Origin of the sequence: Algoriphagus vanfongensis DSM 17529 (assembly GCF_000429465.1) — a bacterium.
Classification (GTDB): domain Bacteria; phylum Bacteroidota; class Bacteroidia; order Cytophagales; family Cyclobacteriaceae; genus Algoriphagus; species Algoriphagus vanfongensis.
Map to the genome: position 1 here is coordinate 211,691 of NZ_AUBX01000014.1, position 18,284 is coordinate 229,974.

The 18,284-nt window shown below is 44.0% G+C and carries 14 protein-coding genes; 5 read left to right on the forward strand and 9 right to left on the reverse strand.

The genetic code is table 11. From position 1 onward, the window contains the following. Positions 1-38: 38 nt before the first annotated feature. Together G460_RS21835 and G460_RS0112105 are read right to left on the reverse strand one after the other, a co-directional pair. A complete protein-coding gene (locus G460_RS21835) occupies positions 39-926 on the reverse strand; it encodes a hypothetical protein (RefSeq protein WP_051316031.1) in 888 nt (295 codons plus the stop codon). 133 nt (positions 927-1,059) lie between these two features. Beyond that, positions 1,060-1,695, reverse strand: a complete 636-nt coding sequence (locus G460_RS0112105; RefSeq protein WP_026955599.1) for a response regulator — start codon at positions 1,693-1,695, stop codon at positions 1,060-1,062. Positions 1,696-2,156: 461 nt separating this feature from the next. On the opposite strand from G460_RS0112105, the gene G460_RS0112115 reads away from it, so the two are divergent. The 3 genes from G460_RS0112115 (at position 2,157) to G460_RS0112130 (ending at position 7,729) form a co-directional block, all read left to right on the forward strand. Beyond that, positions 2,157-5,408: a SusC/RagA family TonB-linked outer membrane protein gene (locus tag G460_RS0112115; protein ID WP_026955601.1), complete on the forward strand. Its 3,252-nt coding sequence runs from the start codon at positions 2,157-2,159 to the stop codon at positions 5,406-5,408. A gap of 12 nt (positions 5,409-5,420) precedes the next feature. Next, positions 5,421-7,127, forward strand: a complete 1,707-nt coding sequence (locus G460_RS0112120; protein WP_026955602.1) for a RagB/SusD family nutrient uptake outer membrane protein — start codon at positions 5,421-5,423, stop codon at positions 7,125-7,127. Positions 7,128-7,252: 125 nt separating this feature from the next. Beyond that, positions 7,253-7,729: a nucleoside deaminase gene (locus G460_RS0112130; protein WP_026955603.1), complete on the forward strand. Its 477-nt coding sequence runs from the start codon at positions 7,253-7,255 to the stop codon at positions 7,727-7,729. 154 nt (positions 7,730-7,883) lie between these two features. Here G460_RS0112130 and G460_RS0112135 read toward each other — a convergent pair whose 3' ends face one another. From G460_RS0112135 to ffh, 3 genes are all read right to left on the reverse strand, one after another. After that, positions 7,884-8,312 carry a hypothetical protein gene (locus G460_RS0112135; protein WP_157366924.1) on the reverse strand — a complete coding sequence of 143 codons (429 nt, stop codon included), beginning with the start codon at positions 8,310-8,312 and terminating at the stop codon, positions 7,884-7,886. Between the two features lie 175 nt (positions 8,313-8,487). Then, a complete protein-coding gene (locus tag G460_RS0112140; RefSeq protein ID WP_026955605.1) occupies positions 8,488-8,832 on the reverse strand; it encodes a hypothetical protein in 345 nt (114 codons plus the stop codon). A gap of 115 nt (positions 8,833-8,947) precedes the next feature. Beyond that, positions 8,948-10,285, reverse strand: a complete 1,338-nt coding sequence (gene ffh / locus G460_RS0112145) for a signal recognition particle protein (protein ID WP_026955606.1) — start codon at positions 10,283-10,285, stop codon at positions 8,948-8,950. A 138-nt stretch (positions 10,286-10,423) separates the two neighbouring features. Here ffh and G460_RS0112150 point away from each other — a divergent pair, with 138 nt between their 5' ends. Next, positions 10,424-12,829, forward strand: coding sequence for a YfhO family protein (locus G460_RS0112150; RefSeq protein WP_026955607.1), 2,406 nt, complete (start codon positions 10,424-10,426; stop codon positions 12,827-12,829). A 36-nt stretch (positions 12,830-12,865) separates the two neighbouring features. Next, positions 12,866-13,390, forward strand: coding sequence for an FKBP-type peptidyl-prolyl cis-trans isomerase (locus tag G460_RS0112155; RefSeq protein WP_026955608.1), 525 nt, complete (start codon positions 12,866-12,868; stop codon positions 13,388-13,390). A 165-nt stretch (positions 13,391-13,555) separates the two neighbouring features. On the opposite strand, the gene G460_RS21840 is transcribed toward G460_RS0112155, so the two are convergent. From G460_RS21840 to G460_RS0112180, 4 genes are all read right to left on the reverse strand, one after another. Continuing rightward, on the reverse strand, positions 13,556-15,832 hold the full coding sequence (locus G460_RS21840; RefSeq protein WP_157366925.1) for a glycoside hydrolase family 20 protein: 2,277 nt from the start codon (positions 15,830-15,832) through the stop codon (positions 13,556-13,558). Between the two features lie 288 nt (positions 15,833-16,120). Beyond that, positions 16,121-16,774 (reverse strand): DUF4279 domain-containing protein, encoded by a 654-nt coding sequence (locus tag G460_RS0112170; RefSeq protein ID WP_026955609.1) that lies wholly within the window; start codon positions 16,772-16,774, stop codon positions 16,121-16,123. Positions 16,775-16,893: 119 nt separating this feature from the next. Then, a complete protein-coding gene (locus G460_RS0112175) occupies positions 16,894-17,853 on the reverse strand; it encodes an ABC transporter ATP-binding protein (protein WP_026955610.1) in 960 nt (319 codons plus the stop codon). Next, entirely contained in the window at positions 17,850-18,200 is a 351-nt protein-coding gene (locus tag G460_RS0112180; RefSeq protein ID WP_026955611.1) for an MmcQ/YjbR family DNA-binding protein, read from the reverse strand. The genes G460_RS0112175 and G460_RS0112180 overlap by 4 nt, the downstream gene beginning before the upstream one ends. Positions 18,201-18,284 lie beyond the last annotated feature (84 nt).

Genomic DNA, 18,284 nt, shown 5'->3' on the forward strand with positions numbered 1-18,284 from the left:
CAGTAAAAAACAGTTTTTGGAAACCGGAAATAGTTAAATCAGTCTCTTGATTTTCGAGCCAATTCTTCCACACCCCATTCTACTTCCCCGCAGTGAAATTTCACAAGACCGTCCAGCGGTTTGGACTGGATCGTATCAATCGCTTCCCCCAACTGATGGGCTGCCTCCACCAAGGACTCCCGGAAATGGTACGCCACCGAACCAGTGAAAGCTAACTTGCTCTCTACGCCTTTGGATCGAAAAGGAAGGATGTAGTACTGAAAAAACTGGATAAAGCTATCCAAAATCAACTCTTTGACAGCCGGCACTTCTCTATGCTGATGGATAAAGGGAATGAAAGATGCAAGAAAGCGATTGGGGAAAGAATATTTATAAATCCTATCCAAAATGGATACCCGATCCATAGAGAACCTATCGTAAAACTCCTGAGTCAATTCAGCGGGCAATTTTTCACTGAGAAGCAATCTGACGAACTCTCTTCCCAATACAGCCCCACTCCCATAGTCTCCCAAAATGTAACCCAACGAAGGAACCGTCCCGCTGATCCCATGTCCGTCATACACACAAGAGCTCGCGCCAGTCCCCAATATGCTGGCTATCCCTGGCTGATCCTGAAATAAACTTCTGGCAGCACCAAGGATATCTCCATGCACTTCCGATGGCAGTGTCGCTTCAAATACCTCATCCAACACCTTGGCGAGCTCTCCTGCTTTCTGAGGATGGGCACAGCCTGCCCCATAAAAAAACACCTGCTCCAAACTAGGAATCTGATCTCCCAGCTGGCTTAGTAGGTCATTTTTGATTTGTTCGGGAGATTTAAAGTAGGGATTGAAGCCCTGCGTTTTAAATTCTCTGACTGTCTTTCCGGATGATTTTACTACTCTCCACTCGGTCTTGGTAGAGCCACTATCAGCCAATAAAAGCATAGCAATTGGTTTGTCGGGTGAAAGGTTTGGAATACCACTATCCTTACAAAAATGAAAGGAAGGGTCGAAACTCCAATCCCTGAAAATAGTGATTTCACACAATCACGGACTTTCCCAAGGCCATCTTTTAAGATCAATTAATGAGTCCCTTCTTATAGGCGTTGTTGACCAGTTCGGCCGTATTTTTTGCTTTCAGCTTATAGAGAAGGTTTTTTCGGTGCGTTTCCACCGTGTTTTTGCTGATAAAAAGTTTCTCTGCCACCTCGAGAGTAGTCAGCCCATTGGCGATACAGTCCAGCACCTGAGACTCTCGTTCCGAGAGTTTCTCTTCTACTTGGTATTTGGATGGATTTTTAAAAAAACTATTCAATAGCAGCTTATTCACTTCCTCACTCACGTAGGACTCACCACTATGAAGCGTGTGAATAGCATGGAGCAAGTCACTTTTACCGGTGTTTTTGAGAAGGTATCCAGTGGCTCCACTTTTGAGCATATCAGAAATATAATAGCGATCCAAATGCATGGATAGCCCCAGTATTTTCATGTCCTGATATTTCTTTGACAAGGTCTTTGTCGCTTCCACTCCGTCCATTTCGGGCATATTGACATCCATAATCACCAGATCGACAGGAGTCTTTTCACAAAGTTGGAGCACTTCTTTTCCATTGCCGGCTTCGGCCACGACACGAATTCCGGGCACATCCAGCAGCATGGCTTTGAGCCCGTCTATAAATAATTGGTGGTCATCCGCTATGAGTACATTGATCATCGGAGCAAGGTCTTTTCTTAAAATTAATTTGGGTTCTATTGTTGATATAAGTTTACCGATCTTTTAAGAAATCCTCCTTCTTTTTTCCACCAGCGGAGAGTCTCAGCGACTTACACTCCCACTACCAGCCATCTTCCGTCTTTGCCGCTAAGCGAAAAGAACCCTACCAAAGAGCCTCTCAAAAAAGCAGCAATAGAGCAAATAAGGGCTCATTATCTCACTTGTTTACAAGACCTTATTTTAATAAACATCGAAAACACCAAAGGCAATTTAGAACTCAGAATCGAATTGGTGATTTATCAATATCCCTGTTTTCAGGGATGGAGAGACTCTGTTTTTTCAAAAGATTTGACGGTAAAAATATATCTACCCGAATTGGATCATGTGGAATCTGCAGGACTTCACCCTCCCAATCAGGTAGATAGACCTAACCCATTTCAAACCATTTTAACATGTCAAACATGAAAAAACTACTACTCGGTGCTTTTACCATGGTATGTTTTCTCCTGTTCCATGCTCATGCAAATGCACAGACTTTCAATGTGACGGGAACCGTCAAAAGTGCAGAGGATGGACTATCGCTACCAGGAGCCAGCATATTGGTAAAAGGAACAACCAAGGGGGTAACCTCTAACGTCGATGGGAGCTTTTCCATCTCAGTAGAAAGCGGACAAACCCTCGTTTTTAGCTTCATCGGTATGGAAGCTCAAGAGCGAGTCATCACCCAAAGCCAGACTTTGGAAATCACCCTGCAACCAGACGCACAGTCCTTAGAGGAATTTGTCGTGGTCGGCTATGGCACCCAAAAACGAAGCGATCTGACTGGTTCTGTCAGTTCGGTAGACACCAAAGTACTGGAGTCCAGGCCTATCACAGATGTGGCCCGAGGCCTTCAAGGCACCACACCAGGCCTGACCATCACTACTCCAAGTGGACAAATCGGTCAAAACCCAACCATCCGGTTGAGAGGATCTGTCGGAACTTTGAGTAACTCCGGCGGTGCCCAGCCTTTGATCTTGGTGGACAACGTGGAAATCCCAAGCCTCCAGCTTGTCAATCCTGAAGACATCGAATCCATCTCTGTATTGAAAGATGCGGCCTCAGCCTCTATCTATGGATCCAGAGCTGCTTGGGGTGTGATCTTGATCACCACCAAAAAAGGCAAAAAGGGAGAAGCTCCCAAAATCAGTTATTCCAATAACTTTTCATTTGCTACTCCTACTACCACTCCTACCATCGCTCCTACAGCGGAAGGTGCCGAGATGGCATTCCGTGCTTTGCAGAGAACCAACCCATCCACCAATGTTTTTGGTGTCGTAGGGATGTACTTCGATGAAATCGGTATTCAGAAGATGAGAGATTGGGAAGCTCAGTATGGAGGTCAAGACCTAGGACCGGAAATGGTGCTGGGAAGAGATTTTGAAATTCGTGACGGAAGACTATTTTTCTATAGACCATGGGATGCTGGAGAGATGTTCATGAACAAGTGGACTCCTCAGCAAAAACATGATGTCTCTGTATCTGGTGGCACTGAAAAGACCACCTATCGACTTGGCGTAGGCTACTTGGGACAAAACGGTGTTTTGAAAGTAAATCCTGATGAGTTTAATAGATATTCTGCGGATTTGAGCTTGAGCTCTCAGGTGACAGATTGGATGGAAGTAAGAGGTGGCGTACTGTACTCAGACACCAAGTTTACACGACCATTCTACTTCTCCAGCGAAACATACGATCCATGGTACTACCTATTCAGATGGCCTAAAAACTATCCTTATGGCACCTATGAAGGCAACCCTTTCCGTAGTGCCATCACGGAAGTACAGCAAGCCAAAATGAATGAGGAAAAAACCACCTTGACCCGATTCAATTTGGGAACCACAATCACCCCTCTCAATGGACTTTCGATTGTGGCCAACTACACCCACGATTCTCAAAACTACCATGAGCATCAGACAGGCGGATCTGTATCAGCTTACAACTTCTGGTCTACCGGTGCGAATCTTCAGTATGCCCCATACACCAGTGCATCCTACGATAGAGTTTCTTATATGTCATCTTGGAGCAATAGAAATGTAGGAAAACTATTTACCACCTACGAAAAAGCAGCGGGTGATCATACCTTCAAAGCCATGGTCGGTGGTGACATCGAGTCTTACGAATACTGGTATCACAGTTCGCAAAGAAGACAATTGATGGATCAGGACAGAGGTGAATTGGATTTGGCTTCTGGAGATCAATTTGTCGACGGAGCAAGAAACCTTTGGTCCACTGCGGGTCTTTTCAGCCGTTTGAACTATAACTACAAAGGAAAATACTTCCTGGAGCTTAATGGTAGATACGATGGATCTTCCAGACTTTCTCCTACCGAAAGATGGGCATTTTTCCCATCGATGTCTGCGGGCTACGTGATCTCCGAGGAATCCTTCTTTGAGCCAATCACACCGGTGGTTTCTTTCTTGAAACTACGTGGCTCTTGGGGTGCTATCGGCAACCAAAACGCCTACATCAGTGACATCTATAGAATCATGTCTTCGTATAGCTCCAGCTGGTTGATCGGCTCGGACAACAAGCTGACATTTGGTACTCCAGGTGCTTTGCCAAGCTCATTGACTTGGGAAACTGTCACCACCTTGGATTTGGGCTTCGATGCTCGATTCTTCAAGGATAAGTTTGGAGTAAGCTTTGACTGGTACAAAAGAATCACTTCTGACATGCACAGTGCAGGTGAAGTATTGCCTGCCAGCTACGGTACATCTGCCACCAAGCAAAACCTCGGTGAATTGGAAACCAAAGGATGGGAATTGGCCCTGGACTATGGTCATACATTTGACAATGGACTATCCATCAACTCTACCTTCGTCATTTCTGATTACATAGAGACTGTCACCCAATTTGCTGACAACCAAAGTATCTATTCCAACAGACCTGGAAGAGTCATAGGCGATATCTGGGGCTATGAGACAGATCGCCTGTTTACCGAAGATGACTTTGTCAAAGACGGAAACGGTGAATTTGTTTTGGACAATGGGAAATATGTCTTAAAAGAAGGTATCCCTTCTCAGGAAATCTTCGAAAGTGGCTGGTTCTACTACGGACCAGGCGATGTCAAGTACAAAGACTTGAACGGCGACGGAGTGATCGACTACGGAAGCAATACCGAAGATGATCATGGAGACTTGAAAGTCATCGGAAATGAAACTCCTCGATATCAGTATGGATTCAGATTGGGCATGGACTACAAGGGTGTAGATTTCAGCATGTTCATTCAAGGAGTGGGTAAGCGCGACTTCTGGGCAAACGGACCGATTTTCGTGCCGGGCTACAGACCGGGAGAAGCGTGGTTTGACCATCATTTGGACTACTGGACTCCAGAAAATCCGGATGCATTCTATCCAAGACCTACTGATGCCGGAGCTTCCAGCAACTCTAGAAACTTCCTACGTCAGACCAGATACCTACTGGATCTTTCTTACATGAGAATGAAAAATATCACCGTAGGATACTCTCTTCCATACACTTGGATCTCCAAAGCTGGAATGGAAAAAGTCAGAGTGTATTTCAGTGGAGAAAACCTCTTCGAATTTGACAATTTGAACTTGCCTTTGGATCCGGAAGTAGATTATACTTCTGCCGGACTAAACGACTCCAACACCTTTGGACGAGTGTATCCTTATAGCCGATCACTTTCTTTCGGTCTACAAGTCACATTTTAATCAGCATCAGTCATGAAATTAAAAATAGCAGCACTTGCACTTAGCCTTTTCGCAATGACCAGTTGCGATGATTTTCTGGAAAAGCCTCCTGTGGACAGGTTGACAGATGAAACCTACTGGACATCCGAAGACAATGTACGAAGCTTCTCTTGGGGCTTCTACACAGCGTATTTCAGTGGATACGGCTCCAGTTTTTCCTGGGGAAAATTCTTCTCTGGTCAAAACCTCAACGACGACTTCTCTCCGAGTAACCCTCCACAATTCCGGAGAACAGTCCCTTCAGCAGCCTCTAGTTCCTATTGGACTTTCTCGTATGTGAGAAAAGCCAATATCTTCCTCAATAGGGTTCAGACCGTCCCGATGGACGAGGAAGCCATTGCCCATTGGTCAGGAGTGGCTCGTTTCTTCAGAGCGATCGAATATCATGATTTGGTCAAGCAATTTGGTGATGTGCCATGGTTTGGTGAAGAAATAGCCGAGACAGACCAAGAGACTCTTTACAGACCTAGAGATCCACGGGACTACGTCATGGACAGAGTCCTGGAAGATCTACAATTTGCGGCAGCAAACGTGAGAGTGTCAGACGGCAATGATGGACTTTCTGTCAATCGGGCTGTAGTCTTGACCTACCTTTCCAGAATCTTCCTCTACGAAGGCACCTGGCAAAAATATCATGAAGGCAATACTGCCAAAGCCAAAGAATACCTGGAGGCATCCAAAAACGCGGCAGATCAATTGATCCAGACGGGAGCCTATTCCCTTGGCAACTACCGAGAGGTATTCAATTCTCTCAATCTTGCGGGCAATCCTGAAGTGATTCTGTACCGTCACTACGAGCCAGGATTGATCACACACGCGCTGAATTCCTACAACAACAAGGAACCTCAGACGGGCGTTTCCAAAGACGCAGTGGACTCCTACTTGGCCAATGATGGACTTCCTATCGCTCTGTCTGCAGTATATCAAGGAGATCAGGGAATCGACAACGTGATGGCAAACCGTGACCCAAGAATCTATGAAACCTTGATCAGCAGCGAATTGAGACTGAACGGAATCGCTTCCAATTACAGTACCACTGGCTTTGCAACTCACAAGTTCCTAAATGAAGTCATCAAAGACGAGCCAGAAGGAAGCTCCAACCTGAACTATACTGACGCTCCAGTTTTGAGATATGGCGAAGTTTTGATCAACTATGCGGAAGCTGCAGCTGAACTGGCAACAGTCGGTGGCCCAGCGTTGACGCAAGCTGACCTAGACATGTCCATAAACGTGCTTCGTGACAGACCCGGAGTCATGCTTCCTCATTTGGAAGTGATGGGCGAAAATGCCGCGGTAAACGGTCAGGTATACGAAGATCCCTCCAAGGATCCATCTGTCTCCTCTATCCTCTGGGAAATCAGACGTGAGCGAAGAATCGAGCTAATGATGGAAGGTTTCAGACTAGATGACCTGAAGAGATGGAAAAAACTGGAATACACAGATACTGAATCAAATAGTGATATCAATCGTGGCGCCTGGATCTCAAGAGCCGAGTACCCAGAGCTGCAAAGTAGCGTCGTGCTTTCTGATGGAGATGAAGGCTATATCATACCTGCTTCAGCGGATGCTTCGCAAAGACTATTTGACGACCCAAGAGTTTACTTAGATCCTGTGCCTTTGGATCAAATCACGCTCTACCAAGAAAACGGTGTAGAGCTGACTCAAAACCCTGGCTGGTAATTTGAGTTTATAGTAGAGCAATGTCCCTCTTTCCTCTGGATTGAGGGACATTTTTTTTGACATCATCCCAAGATGACCCCCATACGTATCCGGACTTTTTCATGGTAAACTTTTAACTTCGCATCATGACGGAAACCCAAAAGAAATTTATGAAAGAAGCTATCCGAATGGCTCATGAAGGGATGGAAGCTGGACATGGTGGACCTTTTGGCTGTGTGATAGTAAAGGACAATCAGATCGTAGGAAGAGGCTACAACAGCGTCTTAAAAACTAAAGACCCTACAGCCCATGCCGAAGTAGTTGCTATTCGGGATGCCTGCTCTCGACTAAATCATTTCCAGCTGGAAGGCTGCGATATTTATACATCCTGTGAACCTTGCCCCATGTGCTTGGGTGCAATTTTCTGGGCTAGACCAAACAAGGTCTATTACGCCTGTACCAAAGAAGACGCTGCTGAAGCGGGCTTTGATGATGATTTTATTTATCAAGAGATTGATCTTCCATTGGAAAAGAGATCTATTCCGATGGTCTCACTTCTACGCGAAGAAAGTTTGCAGGCTTTTAGTGCATGGAAAGAGAAAGAGGACAAAACAGAATATTAATACTCTTCTATTCATTGGAGTATTTCAAAACAGGGTGGCAAATCGTTTTTTATAAAAAACATTTTTAAAAATTGTTTTTCATAGAAAACAATCAGTTTCGCTTAGAACAAACAAAACCCGACCAAAAAGTGATCGGGTTTTGTTCAATAAAACTTCAATACATTAAGTCTGCTACAGAATTCCCGAAAAGGCCATTGAAATAAGTGAAATCTCCAGTATCAATATCCAGATGCGTAATTTCCGGGATTTTCATTTCATAAATAATTGAACTTATTCGGGTGTAGCCTTTGGATTTTAAGTAATCTTGGATAAAAGTAAACTCTTGTGGAATTGCTGATTCAACAACTTGCCCTTCATCCACTAAAAACCCACTTTGAGACTTGACTTGGACAGTTTCAAAAAAGTAAACTGGAGCCAGTAAACTTAAAGCTAATACAAGTTCTCTATCAGTGAGAATTCCTTTAGCTGAATTTCTTTCGACCCGAATTCTAAAACCCAAGCTTCTTTTATGCACAATTGATTTTCGATCACATAAAGTCACTTGATTCCCCTTACTTTCAGCTAAAACAGAAAGCTCTTTCAAAATAGAAGTCTGATTGGAATGATCTCCTTCTAAAATCAGCTTCTTCAATGTCCTAAACTCCAACGAAGCTTCAATTCTGGGATCTCGCTCTAGTTGGTGTAAATCGATCTCAGAAGGAAAATAGCTGGAAATTATTTTTTGTAGAAGAGGATGATCCATTTTCACTTATTGAATTTTATAACCTGGCAAATCCAACACAAACATCCAGTTCCACATTCCCTCCAGCCTCGTTTGAAACTCTATAGTGGAATGTGGGACTATAGTAATCCCGATTCGTGATCAAGGTGTCCACATTTCCAGCCGGGAAGGAGAATTCATTGAATTGAATTTCATGATCCACTTTCCCTTTTAATCTGATCCAAACTGAGTAAATCCCATCGTCCATCTCCAGCCCACTGGGAATGGAATCCTGAAATTGAGTCTCAGAAGTAAGGATTGAAGTACACTTCTCATCGGTGGTCCTAAGGCAGGCAGAGTTAAGAAAAAGTAAAATCGGTAAAGCAAGTCTTAAGTATTTCATTGAAAAAAGATTCTGATAGAATTTACCTTTACCAATAAGGCCATTTCAATTTTAAAAAACAAAACCCGATCCTTTCAGACCGGGTTTTTAAACTTCATATTTTATCTTTCAGAATTTAGCGTCTTCCCATCCCAGGCATCATTTTACCCATGGCGGCTTTGGCTCCCCCCATTTTATTCATCTGCTTCATTAGCTTACGCATATCCGCAAATTGCTTCATCAGGTTGTTCACTTCGGTGATATTTCTACCGGAACCGTTCGCGATTCTCTTTCTTCTGCTTCCATCGATCACATCCGGATTTTGACGCTCATGAGGGGTCATACTTCTGATGATCGCTTCGATCGGCTTGAATGAATCATCATCGATATCCAATCCTTTCATGGCTTTGCCCATTCCTGGGATCATCCCCATCAAATCCTTGATGTTACCCATTTTCTTCACTTGCTCAAGCTGGGAAAGGAAATCATCAAAATTGAAGCTATTCTGACGGATTTTGGCATTGATTCTTTTTGCTTCATCCTCATCAAAGGATTGTTGTGCTCTTTCTACCAAAGAGATCACATCCCCCATACCGAGGATTCTCTGCGACATCCTGTCCGGATGAAAAACATCCAGATTCTCCATCTTTTCACCGGTGGAGATAAACTTGATCGGCTTATTGACAACGTGGCGGATAGAAATAGCAGCACCACCACGGGTATCACCATCCAACTTCGTCAATACAACCCCATCGAAATTCAATCTCTCATCAAAGGTCTTCGCTGTGTTTACAGCATCTTGACCCGTCATGGAATCCACGACAAACAAAGTTTCTGAAGGATTCAAGGCATTTTTCAATTCCTCGATCTCATTCATCATCTGCTCATCCACTGCCAAACGACCTGCAGTATCGACGATTACTGTCTTCTTACCGGTCTTTTTCGCATAGGCAATGGCATTGTTTGCGATTTCAAGCGCATTCTTGTTTTCAGGCTCAGCATAGACCTCCACTCCGATTTGCTCTCCCAATACTTTCAATTGGTCGATCGCAGCTGGACGGTAAATATCACAGGCAACCAACAAGACCTGACGACCTTGCTTTTTCAGAAAGCTACCCAATTTCCCAGTGAAGGTCGTTTTACCAGAACCTTGCAAACCGGAAATCAAGATGACCGCAGGATCTCCACTCAATTTGATATCCACTTTGGAGCCGCCCATGAGTTTGGTCAACTCTTCCTGGGTGATTTTCACCAACAACTGACCCGGAGAAACAGAGATCAATACATCTCTACCCAAGGCTTCATTCTTGATCGTATCAGTGACTTCCTTAGCTACTTTATAGTTAACGTCAGCATCGATCAAGGCTCTTCTGATTTCCTTAACCGTAGTTGCAACGTTGATTTCGGTGATTTTCCCGGTTCCCTTCAGCGTTTTGAAGGCCCGGTCCAGTTTCAAACTTAAATTATCAAACATGTGGTTTATCCGCTATTTGCTGCAAAAGTAATGATTTTCATTCCCTAAGGAAAGCCTAAATCCAAGGAATCCGATCTTCGTTTCCCTTTTAATTCCTAATTTGCACTCTTTCTGTATTTCCTAAGAAAATCACCTTTCATGCAGCTGAATTTTCAAAAACAAATTTTGCCACACCTAATCGGAGTGGGCATTTTCTACCTTCTGATTGCCTTTTATTTTTCTCCCATGGTTTTCGACGGCAAAGTACTTTTCCAGGGAGACATCCTGCAATGGGAAGGCTCTGCCAAGGAAGTGCTGGACTATCGGGCCGAAACAGGCAAGCAACTACTCTGGACCAACTCTATGTTTGGAGGCATGCCCACCTATTTTGTCTCTTTGGAGTTTCCGGGCGATATCACTAATACACTGATCAAAGTCCTGACTTTGGGGCTTCCACACCCTGTGAGTGGGCTTTTCTTCGGAATGGTCGGAATGTACATTCTACTTTTGAGCTTCCGAGTGAGGCCTCTACTGGCTATCGTCGGAGCTATTGCTTTTGCGTTCAACACCTTCAATTTACTTTCGCTAGAGGCAGGTCATAATGCCAAAATTTGGGCTGTTTGCCTCATTCCTATTATTTTATCCGGCATTCATCTGGCTTTTGAGAAAAAGCGAATCTTAGGAGCAGCTTTGTTGGCTTTGGGACTTTTGCTCCAGCTCAAGTTCAACCACCTCCAGATCACCTATTACACCTTGATCGTCTCGGTTATTTATGTGGTGGTTCGCTTGATCTTTGACTGGAAAAAAGAAGGGCTACCTCAAATCTCCAAAAGTCTAGGCTTTTTGGTACTGGGAGCATTGCTGGCAGTTGGCGGAAATATCGGCCGACTTGTGACAGCTTTGGAATATAGCCCCTACTCCACAAGAGGAAAAGCAACGATAGAAACTGAATCTGCAGGATTGGATCGAGAATATGCCTTCTCCTGGTCCAATGGCAAATTGGAGACCATGACGCTTTTGGTGCCTGATTTTTACGGAGGTGGCAGCAGAACACCCTTGCCTAAAAACTCTGCCTCTGAAAAAGCGCTTCGAGCCAATGGCATCGATGCAACTCAAATCAACGGATTTGTCAAAGGTGCTCCGACCTACTGGGGAGAGCAGACCTTCACCGGCGGACCAATTTACGGCGGAGTGATCCTGGTATTCCTTGCTATTTTGGGAATTTGGGCTGCTCCAAAGGAGAGCCTTTATACCTTTGGTGCGATCATCGTTCTCTTTATCGTATTGAGCTGGGGCAAGCATTTTGGCTGGTTCAATTACCTGCTATTCGACATTCTTCCTGGTTACAATAAGTTTAGAGCGGTCTCCATGGCATTGGGAATTACGCTATTTGCATTTCCAGTTTTGGGCATGATCTCTCTGGAGAGACTCTTACAAAAAGAAGACCTCAAGCCACTCTATCTGGCAGGAGGGATTGTTGGGGGACTGATATTGCTCTTAGCAGTTGCTTCCGGAGCATTTTTCAGATTTGAGGCACCCGGAGACGTCAATCTACCCGAATGGCTTGCGACAGCGATGCAGACGGACCGGAAGGCAATGCTTTCAGCTTCTGCTTGGAAAAGCTTTGGCTTTCTAGCGGCTGCTTTTGTCCTGATTTATTTCAAACTCCAAGGAAAAATCAATGATCTGATCCTCGGAGCCGGCTTGATAGCCTTGGTGGCCTTGGATCTTTGGACCATCAACCGTCAATACCTGAATGCGGAATCATTCCAGGCAAACCCAGGCCGTGAGTTTTTCGCAGAAACTCCCGCCGAAAAAGAGATTGCAACTGACCCCGGCTATTTTAGAGTTTTAAGTCTGACCGAGTCGCTCACTCAGGGTGCGCGAACATCCTATCGATTCCATAGTTTGGGAGGCTATCACGGTGCGAAACTCCGCCGATATCAGGATCTAATCGATTATCAGCTGCAAGGCGAAATCCAGGAGTTTGTCGGTAAGGCTCAAGAAGGCAATTTTGACTGGGAAGGCATCGGCGTGATGAATATGCTCAACACCAAGTATCTGATTGCAGGCCAAGAAGCCAATGCCGTATTCCAAAATCCAGAGGCAAATGGTCCTGCTTGGGTTCCTACGGAAATCGTCCCAGTCACTTCCAACGAAGAAGAAATCCAGCAAATCGGAAATATCAATACTAAAACTCAAGCGACCATCAATTCCGGGGAATTTGGAAGTATTAGTGCTGGTTCCGGTCAGGTGACGCTAACCGCAGACGAACCCAATCAAATCAGCTATCAAGCAGATATGGAGCAAGGCGGACTCGTAGTATTCTCCGAAATATTCTATCCAGAAGGTTGGACGGCTACTATTGATGGTCAAGAAGCAGACATTCTTCGTGCAGATTACTTATTGCGTGGATTGGACGTACCAGCAGGAAGCCATGAAATTGTCTTTACCTTTGCTCCATCCAGCTTTTATGCTACCAAAACTCCGATGATCATCTTCCAATATTTGATTTTGCTCGTATTGATCAGCGGGATTTATTTCACATACAAAGAACATAACTAAGAAAGGATCGAATCGGTCTGATAAAATCAAAAATCTATGAAAATCCAAGAAAACGCAGTGGTAGGCCTCACCTACGAACTCAAAGTCAGCAAGATCGAAGACGATATTGAATCTGTGCCATTTGAGGCGGAAGTGAGAGATGAAGAAGATCCATTCTATTTCTTGTTTGGCAATAGCGGATTGCCAGAAAAATTTGAAGAATTGATGGCTGGAAAATCCGTAGGAGATGAGTTTTCTTTCGTGTTGAAAGTCGAGGAAGCTTATGGTGAAGCCGATGATGAATTGTTGGTTTCCCTTCCAAAAAGCCAGTTTTCCAATGAAAACGGGTTCAACCCAGAAATGCTCCAAGAAGGAAACTTCCTTCCACTAATGGACGAAGATGGCTACTCCATGCAGGCAAAAATATTGAAAGATCTGGGAGAAAATATCCTCTTGGATTTCAACCATCCTTTGGTAGGTTTTGATTTGCATTTTGACGGAAAAGTAATCGAAGTCAGAGAAGCCACTGAAGAAGAAAAAGAACATGGCCATGTGCATGGCGAGCATGGAGCTCATGATTAAAATCTGAAAGCAAAAGTCTGAAAGCTAAAAAAGCGAAGTCGAATCCTGGATGGGTATTTGACTTCGCTTTTTTTGTAGCAAACTTCGGTCATCCGTCATCGGTCTTCCAACCCTTGAATCAAAGGAAATCCAGATTGAGGTGAAGAAGCATGTAATTAGGTAGTTTTAATTAATCACAATCTCATCCGTGAAAATAAAGGCCCTTTGGGAATTGATTGCTTTCACATGGATGAACCTTGCTTTTTCTCCAGCCAAACTGCCTGCAAACTCTTTAAAGAGCAATTCTTTTTTCTCTTTTGGAATATCATTTTCGATTGAAAGAACTTGATGGAAATTTTCCCCATCCAGAGACAAGGAAACTTCTACAGCCCCAGGCATCAAAATCCCCGGACCGCTCAACTGCATAAATGTAGCAGAGAAGGAATTCACCTCTTGCTCCTCTCCCATATCGATCGTCACATCCAAGTCATTGGTAAATCCCTGCCACTTGCCATCATGATGTGCATCTCCTCCCCTCAAACCATCTGTCATAGTCCCTGCATCGCCGGCAGGATAAGCCCCATTCCAAGGCTTATGATAAGTCACTGCTTTCCCGATTGCTTTGTGATAATCCACCTGACGGGTCATGAAAGGTTCCAAAGCTTTTCCATCCTCAAAAACAGCCGCAGTAACTAAGGCACTTCCTTGGACGAAAAACTCATCTTCGTACTTTGGAGATTCCATCGTGGGAACTGAGCCATCCAACGTGTAGTGGATTTCCGGATTGCTCAGCTCGCTATCCAGCATGATCCCAATTTGCTCCTTTTCTGTATCGACATTCATAAATGGAATCAGCTCCTTGGTCACCTCGTAGGAATACTTGACACCCAAGGCATCCAGCCTTTTCAGATGAGTTTGTAATCTCACTTTGAAAGACTCCCAGTCGTGAACTTCGGGTGTGGACCAGGCTCTCTCTGCCAAGGCGAGCATTTTTGGGAAAATAATCGCATCTGCCAAAGTCTCTGATGGCACAGTCTCTGACCAAAGAGCCGCTTGCATCCCCTGAATCAAATTGGCTTTTTCCACCGGGAATTTGGGTCCATAAAGCGGCATGTGATAGATAGGGTACATTTTGGCGTCCAGGCGGGAGAAATAAAGAGGATTTCCAGGCACCAAAATCATCGGATTCCCATTCGCTGCAATTTTCTCAGGCACAGCCGCAGCCCAACTCCTCCAGTACATCACATGCAATGTAGAGTCAATCCCGGAGTTCAAGGCATCATCCCAGACGATTACTTCTTTCCCCTTGGACTTCAGGAAGTCTGTCACCCGCTCCACAAAATAAGTCTGAAGCTCCTCCACATCTTCAATCCCCTCTGCTGCCATCAAGTTTTTGCATTCTTGAGAGTTTTCCCAAGTGGACTTCTCTACCTCATCAGCACCGATATGGACGTATTTGGAAGGGAAAATATCCATCACTTCAGTCAACACATTCTCGACAAATGTGTAAACACCTTCCTTGCCTGGACAAAGTGGTGTGGAAAAGACTTTGCCCCAGCCAGCACTATTTGTGCAGGCCAATTCCGGATAAACTTGAATCGCTGCCATCATATGACCCGGCATATCGATTTCTGGAATAATCTCAATGTGTCTGGATTGCGCATAAGCCACCAATTCTCGAAGTTCCTCTTGGGTATAAAAGCCACCGTACTGCGTCTGGCCATCCACCTCACGAAGGTGTTTTTGCTCAAAATTGAACCGAGGATCCTCCACGGCTTTTTCCATGCAAACGGAGTCCTGATTATTGAATGTCCTCCAGGCACTTTTCTCAGTCAGTTCCGGGTAGTTTTTGATTTCGATTCTCCAACCTTGATCATCTGTCAGGTGCAGGTGAAACTTGTTCATTTTATACAAAGCCAAAAGATCCACATAGCGATGCAGGTATTCGATGGAAAAGAAATGTCTCGAAACATCCAAATGCATGCCTCTCCAACCTAAAGTGGGTTGATCTTCGATTTTGACAGTTGGGATGAAAATCTCTGTGGATGTCTGATCACCTTCCAAATCAGCAGGAAGCAATTGTCGCAAGGTCTCTATTGCGTAAAACATCCCCGTCGGATCGCCCGCTTTCAAAGCTACTTTATCAGAACTGACGTCTAATTGATAAGCTCCAGCTGGCTGGATTTGGGAATCAAAAATAAGTTCGAGCTCACTGCCATTACCTTCCTCAGAAATCTGCGATCCCAAAGCATGTTCCAACGTGATTTGAAGGAATTCTACTTCGTTTGAAAAATTCCCTTCATCCTTCAAAACAAGTTTGGTGGATGGGTTGAGGGTAAAACTTCCATTCAGCACCTCCATTTTTGCTGGAGCTGGAATGATAGAAACTGGAGTGTTGGCAACTGGAGAACTGCAAGCTGTCCAAAACAACACAGCCAACATTATAATAGATGAGTACTTCAAGAGATTAGGGTAAATTTTGAATCACAAAGATAGAAATGCCAATCAGTATTCAGTTGGCGGTCACAGTTCTCATTTTTCGCCTATGGAATTTTTACTTGTTTTTTGCTTCTTGGGATGGGTGCAATTAGCAAATCAAAAGATTAGACTATAGCTCATAAAATCGGTTTGCTATGGGCATGATTCTCGCTACAAATATTCATGCGAAACATAAAACTTTCGGCAACCACAAAACTGTCTTCGGAGCAGAAAACCCAGCCTATTGCAAATGTGCAGTTAGCAGTAGTAGCTTCAGTCTTTAAAGCCATTTCCGCCAACATAAAGATCAAAGTTTATGGATAGTTTTAAGTCATTCATTCTTCTTATGTCTTCCGTGTCAATGTTGTATCCACCAATCATTCCGTTTGCATTATGAATGTCCATTGCAACTTGAATATAGCCGTTTGCATTGTCCACAAGTCGTTTAATACCTTCTTTATCTTGCTCCAAAAAGTCAAGTAGCTTTTTTAGCTTGTCTTCAAACTCGTCAGGCTCAGAATTGGGCAGAATTGTAAAGTCGCTGAATGTATAATTTGACTTCCCACTTTTTCTAAGGTCGCCTTTATTCCAAAATTCAGTTGGTGCCAAACGTGTCATTGCTTTTAACTCATCCGCTGATAATGTTTCTGATGTCGCTCTGAAATAAACTCGGTGATATGCTTCTGTCCCAACACCTGTTACTTTTTTTGCCTTTGTGTCAATGTAAACTGCAAAATAAAATTTCTCGTCAAGCACAGGCAAGTAAGCGATAATTAGCTCGTTTTTTCTGTCTCGGTCAATGCGGTCAACTATTAATTTATTGTTAGTATAGATTGGACTATGAATTTCAAGATACTGCTCCGTCACCCCAAGCATCTTTTCCTTGAATTCTTTCTCTAAAAGTTCTATGGCTTGTTGATCTGTCATATTATTACTGCTAACATAAATACCATTTTTTAAAATGAGCTAAAACTCCATTTCTATTCAAAATTTCAACATGGTTTCAACTGTATTCTATGGACTATGGTCTAAAAGCTATGGTCTCCCTAGCTCTTCAGCACCATCACCTTCTCTTCGTCCCATTGCAGATAAACCCGATCTGTGATTTGATATTTCCTGCTTGGATCATCGACCTCCCAGATCTCTCCGCCATTTTTCAGTTTGATTCTTAAGGAATTGTAATGCACCAAATACCTCGAGTCTACTACATGCCCCAATAAACCTCCTTTGCTTCGAAGCCTTACATCATTGGGCCTAAGGAAGGAATTCATCCGGTCTGGGATCAGATTGATTGGAGAAAAAAGCCTTGCCACATAGCGACTTTTGGGGCTTTCACAGAGCTCCCGCGAATTGCCTTTTTGAATGACTTTTCCCTTTTGTAAGATCAAAACCTGATCCGTCAGGCGAAGTGCATCATCCAAATCGTGAGTCACAAATACCACTGTGGTCTCTATCACCTGAAGCAAATCCCCTAATTCAGAAATCAATTGATGTTTCTGGATGGTATCAAGTGACGAAAAGGGCTCATCCAATAACAGCACCTCCGGCTCGATTACTAATGCCGTCGCAATGGCGACTTTTTGCTGCTGACCTCCCGAGAGCTGTCTTGGAAATCTATCTCTGAAATCCACCAATCCAAATTGCTTCAACAAAGTCTCAACTCTGGCTTTTGTATAGGCCTTGTCATAGTGTAGCAAAGGCCTGGCAATGTTTTCCTCGACCGTGCTATTGGGATAAAGATGATAATCCTGATGGATCAATTTGATCTCATCATAGCCAGCGACCAACTTCTTTTTCGGATTGAGAATCTGAGTTCCATTGAGCCAGACCTCCCCTTCGTCCTGCACTTCCAATCCAGCCATGATCCTTAGTAAAGTGGACTTGCCCGAACCACTTTCTCCTACGATTGAAATAAATTCACCTTGTCGCAATTCCAGGGAGAACTGAGATAATGCAGGTTTGTTTTGGTAAGATTTACTGAGATTTTGGAGGGAATAAAAAGTCATGGGCGAATTTCGGCTTGCAGCTTTTTGGGTAAGGAAGCAAAGATCAGTTCATAGGATTGATCTGCCAAATCCAAAATCAATCGATCCGGGACATTTCCCAAAACAGACACCGAATTCCACAGTTTTTTGTTCATATGATAGCCAGGAGTGATCCCCGGATACTGTTCCCGCAGATCCAAAGACCGCTCCGGATCACATTTGAGATTGATGTATTCAAATGTTTCCATGTCCGTGATGGAGAAAATTTTACCTCCCACACGAAAACATAGAGTGTTCGCATCGAATGGGGTGTCTTCGGTAGTCCCGGCTTTTGCCAGGCAATAATCACGGAAATATTCGAGAGTCATGGGCGCAACTGTCTTTGAGTGATGGATAGTTCAGTTATAAAAATGCAAAATTCCAGAGATTCCACAGCACGTTTGCGGTTTTTA